This is a genomic window from Anaerosporobacter sp., from assembly GCF_031551385.1.
Classification (GTDB): Bacteria; Bacillota; Clostridia; order Lachnospirales; family Lachnospiraceae; genus Anaerosporobacter.
This window is the reverse complement of the sequence record NZ_JAVBNS010000117.1, coordinates 1-4,881: the sequence shown is the minus strand read 5'-3', so window position 1 is coordinate 4,881 and position 4,881 is coordinate 1. Positions and strand designations below refer to the sequence as shown.

Genomic DNA, 4,881 nt, shown 5'->3' with positions numbered 1-4,881 from the left:
TATATTATTGTTTTGGTTATTATTTGAGTTATTATTACGGTTATTTTGTCCGTTATTATTTTGATTATTTTGTCCATTGTTATTCATTCTTTTCTCCTGTGAAGGCGAAGCAGTCGTAGTTTCTACTTTCTTAGCTGGCTCGCTTTCTTTCGCTGGCGCTGAAGTAGTATATTTCTCACGAACCATACGTACTGCATCACCTTCAATGCTGTTCATATGACTCTTCACTTCAATTCCTTTTTCTTGTAAGAACGAAATAATATCCTTATTAGACTTATCTAATTCCTTCGCCAATTCATAAATTTTAATTTTCGACATACTTACTACCTCCGCTATTCCACTACATTTTCAAGTTGTTTTTGTGTTGCATTGGCCAAGCCCTTATCAAACATTGCTAAAGAGGCTCTCATCTCTTTACCCATTGCATGACCTAGCTCCGCCTTCTCACCAAAAAAGTAAATCGGCACTTTATAGTAAGTACACATATTGGTAAACATCTTTTTGGTATTATCCGACGCATCTGTTGCTACGATAACCAGCTCTGCCTTATGTTCTTTAACTGCTTTCTCAGTAGAAAACTCTCCGCTTGCTACTTTCCCAGCCTTCGTTGCTATTCCAATATAAGATAGTATCTTGTTTCTTGTATTAGAGTCATGCTGCACCTCCGTCTTAATTTGCTCCAAGATCTACCAACTCCTTTTCTAATTGTTCATATACGTCTTTTGGAATACTCACTTTTAAAGAACGCTCTAAACCTCTGCTTTTTACCGCTTTTGAAAAACATTCTAAAGAACCACACATATATGCCCCTCTTCCATTTTTCTTTCCGGTTGCATCGATAACGATTTCATCTTCTGGTGTTTTAATAACACGAAGCATTTCCTTTTTTGTTTTCATTTCACCACATCCAACACATTGTCGCAATGGTATTTTCTTTGTTTTCATTTAATCACTTCCTAAGTGTATTACGTTTTTATTCTATAATAAATTATTGCTCTTCAACGTTTGATTCGCTTCCACCACCAACTTGTGATTCACTCTTAATATCAATCTTATATCCTGTCAATCTAGCTGCTAATCTAGCATTTTGACCTTCTTTACCGATTGCTAATGATAATTGATAATCTGGAACTACTACATTCGCTGTTTTCTCTTCCACATTAACAGAAACAGAAACAACTTTAGCTGGGCTTAATGCATTCTCAATTAAAACTGCTGGATCATCACTCCAGTTAATAATATCAATCTTTTCACCTCTAAGCTCATTAACAATTGCGTTAACTCTTGCACCATTAAGACCTACACAAGCACCAACTGGATCTACATTCGAATCGTTTGAGAATACTGCCATCTTTGTTCTTGAACCTGCTTCTCTTGAAATACTTCTGATTTCTACAGTACCATCTTTTACTTCTGTTACTTCTGCTTCGAATAATCTCTTAACCAATTCTGGATGTGTTCTTGATACTGTAATTCTTGGTCCTTTTGTAGTATCCTTTACTTCTAACACATATAGTTTAATACGATCTGTAGGTTTGAAACGTTCTCCCTTAACTTGTTCATTCTCAGTTAAAACAGCATCTACCTTACCCAAATTAATACTTACATTATTGCCTGTATAACGTTGTACAATACCAGTAACAATATCTTTTTCTCTACCATAGTATTGATTAAACAATACTTTTCTTTCTTCTTCACGAATCTTTTGTACTACTACTTGTTTTGCCTTTTGTGCTGCGATACGTCCGAAGTTTTTAGGTGTAACTTCGATATGAACGATATCTCCAACATTGTTCTTAGGAAAACGAAGAATTGCTTCTGCCTCACTGATTTGTGTGATTTTGTCTGTTACTTCTTCTACAATTTCCTTTTCTGCATATACAGTAACTTCTCCGGTTTCTCTGTCAATGTTTACACGGATATTGTCTGCTTTTCCAAAATGATTTTTACAGGCAGCAACTAAAGAGTTTTCCATTGCTTCAAGTAAAATTTCTTTGCTAATGTCTTTTTCCTTCTCTATTTGGTTTAAAGCATCAATTAATTCTGAGTTCATTTTTTTCCTCTACTTTCTAAACGATTTACGTTTCTTGTAATTTATTAAAAATCAAGCGCTAATCGAACCATTGCTATCTCTGAACGGTTTAATACCATCGTATTATCTTCTTCTATTTCAATTGTAATTGTATCTTTATCAAATGCAGTTAAAATACCATCGAATTCTTTTTTCTTGTCTATCGCTTTATATAATTTAATCTCTACCTCTTCACCGATACTTTTGGCAAAGTGTTTATCTTTCTTTAGCTGTCTTCCAAGACCTGGTGAACTTACTTCAAAAATATAGGCATCAGAGATAAAATCTTTCTCATCTAATAAATCATTCAACGCTCTACTTACTAATTCGCAATCATCAATTGTGATACCATCTTCTTTATCGATATATACACGTAAATACCAATTGCCAACTTCTTTCACGTATTCAATATCATATAACTCAAAATTATTTTCCTCTAAAATTGGTTCTAGAAGACGTTCTGTTATTGCTTCGTATTCTTCTCTCCTTGCCATAAAACCAGCTCCTTTTCTACATCTAAAACAACTTTTATTTCTTAACTACATAATGAAAGAGTGGACTCACGCCCACTCTTGCTGAAATTCTATTACTTAAATAACATTTACATTGTAACATTATTCCATGGCAAAAGCAAGTACTTTATAAAAAATCTTGACATTCACAAATTACAAACCAAATGCATCTAATGAATCTCTCTATAAACCAAGAAAGAGTTCAAGGTATAAACCTCAAACTCTTTCTTGTCTACATTCATTAACAGCTCGTACGGGACTCGAACCCGTGATTCTGCCGTGAGAGGGCAGCGTCTTAACCTCTTGACCAACGAGCCTTACAACGTAGTTAATCATAACATAGAATATTTTGTTTTGCAAGTATTTTTTTGAATATTTTTAAAAAATACGAATATTTAATCGTTTATATATGACTTAACATTCATAAATTCATTACAGCTCATCTACCAATTCAAGCGTTTTTGCTTTAATAACAACACTCTTCTTACAGACTCTTCAATTCGCTCTTCCGTAATGTCACCACTCTTTACAGATTTCAACAGACTATTATATGCTTTGCGAAAATCTGCTGGCATAAGAATAATATCACATCCTGCTTTTATTGCTTCCGTAGCAGATTCCTCAACTGTATAATTCTTGCTAATTGCCCCCATATTCATCGCATCTGTAATAACAACACCTTCATATCCTAGTTTTTCACGTAAAATATCTGTGACCATTATCTTAGACAACGAACTTGGCGTATCATCTCCAATAACCTTTGGTACTGATATATGCCCAACCATTATCAGATCAATTCCCTCTTTAATTCCATCAATAAACGGCACTAGATCTGTCTTCTCCAATTGCTCATATGCCTTATTCGTATATGCATATCCTTCATGTGAATCTCCCGCTGTCGCTCCATGACCAGGGAAATGTTTATAGGTAGCACATACTCCATTGTCGTTTAGTCCCTGCGCATATACCTTCGAATACTGTGTCACTTTCTTAGACGATGTACCAAAAGAGCGATTCTTTACAACCGTATTCTTCTTGTTTGTCAATACATCTGCATCAGGTGCAAAATCTAAATTAAAACCATAACGACTTAAATACTTACCAATTGTGCTACCAATCTTGTATGCTTCTTCTTTTGATGATACCGTTGACAGCTTATTGAATTTTGTAACATTAAACTGCGAATTATTCGCTAATCTTGCTACATCGCCTCCCTCTTCATCAATTCCAAGAAACATCGGTATCCCATTATTTTCTGTTGCATATTGCTGTGTATTCGCAAGCAACTTTGTAAGCTGTTCCTCGCTTTTAATATTTCCTGAAAAATAAACCACTCCTGCAACATGATACTTCTCAATCGCCTTCTTCGTGTTCTCTCCCGCTGCAGTTACATTATTGTAATTCGTTAATTCCTCTGGCGAAACAATAAACATCTGGCAGATTTTTTCTTCTAAAGTCATATTCTTAATTATCTCGTTCACCTTGTCTAATTGCTCTTTCTCTTCTTTTGTCAAATTCTTCTGTGTAATATCATCTTTTTTCTCTATATTTTTCTCTTCTGTATTTTCTTCTCTGTCTTTTGCTTCCTTACTATCTGTCGATTCTGGCGTTACCACCTTCAATCCATTTTCTTCTACAGCATTCTCATCTTTCTCTATCTCAAGCGATTCAACACAAGTTTCCACTGCCTTCTCACTGTTTTTCTTATTCGAGATTTTCGCACTGTCAGAACTTAATTTATATTCCCCTAATATTATCAATGCCAACCCAAGCGCCAAAACCTCCATTATGATTATACACAAATAGCGTTTTATGTTCTTTTTATTAGTATCTTCACTATTTTTTTCTCTGCTCATAACCTGTACCCCTTCTTTTTCCTTTTATATCTTTGTTGATTGCCATATTTTTACTTCCTTATATAGAGTAACCTATGTTACTTGTTTTGTCAATATTTGGTTTTCTTTTTGTGTTATACTTTTACTAAATATTATCGTAAATTTTATTGTTCTCCTCAACCAATGAAAAAACGACGACACCATTTGGAACCCCAAGTTGGTGTCGTCGTCCTTTTCTATTATGCATCATATTTTTTTATAAATCCCATACCTATCGGATGTGGTCCTGTATGTGTACCAATTGTAACGCCAATACGTCCAATCGAAGGCACTTTAACTCCAAGACTTTCATTAACCATATCTCTGAAACCTTCTGCTTCTTCAAAGTCAATTCCTGTCCCCACAACAAATGCATAGTCTTCCACTTTTTCGCCGCTTTTCTTGAAGTGTTCCTGTGCTATAT

6 protein-coding genes, 1 tRNA gene and 1 pseudogene are annotated in these 4,881 nt (G+C 34.7%); all 8 read right to left on the bottom strand.

All coding sequences use genetic code 11. From position 1 onward, the window contains the following. A partial coding sequence (locus RMR19_RS10490; RefSeq protein WP_310603442.1) for a translation initiation factor IF-2 N-terminal domain-containing protein occupies positions 1–318 on the bottom strand: 318 nt, incomplete at its 3' end. Between the two features lie 14 nt (positions 319–332). Next, positions 333–674, bottom strand: coding sequence for a L7Ae/L30e/S12e/Gadd45 family ribosomal protein (locus tag RMR19_RS10485; RefSeq protein ID WP_442871538.1), 342 nt, complete (start codon positions 672–674; stop codon positions 333–335). After that, positions 670–945 carry an RNase P modulator RnpM gene (gene rnpM, locus RMR19_RS10480; protein ID WP_310603440.1) on the bottom strand — a complete coding sequence of 92 codons (276 nt, stop codon included), beginning with the start codon at positions 943–945 and terminating at the stop codon, positions 670–672. Before rnpM ends, RMR19_RS10485 begins: the two co-directional genes overlap by 5 nt. A 43-nt stretch (positions 946–988) precedes the next feature. Further along, positions 989–2,053: a transcription termination factor NusA gene (gene nusA, locus RMR19_RS10475; protein ID WP_310603439.1), complete on the bottom strand. Its 1,065-nt coding sequence runs from the start codon at positions 2,051–2,053 to the stop codon at positions 989–991. Positions 2,054–2,097: 44 nt separating this feature from the next. After that, entirely contained in the window at positions 2,098–2,565 is a 468-nt protein-coding gene (gene rimP, locus RMR19_RS10470) for a ribosome maturation factor RimP (RefSeq protein WP_310603438.1), read from the bottom strand. A gap of 263 nt (positions 2,566–2,828) precedes the next feature. Further along, a tRNA-Glu gene (locus RMR19_RS10465) sits at positions 2,829–2,900 on the bottom strand. 126 nt (positions 2,901–3,026) lie between these two features. Next, a complete protein-coding gene (locus RMR19_RS10460; RefSeq protein ID WP_310603437.1) occupies positions 3,027–4,439 on the bottom strand; it encodes a glycoside hydrolase family 3 protein in 1,413 nt (470 codons plus the stop codon). Between the two features lie 218 nt (positions 4,440–4,657). Continuing rightward, positions 4,658–4,881, bottom strand: a pseudogene (locus RMR19_RS10455) (DegV family protein); the annotation flags it as partial.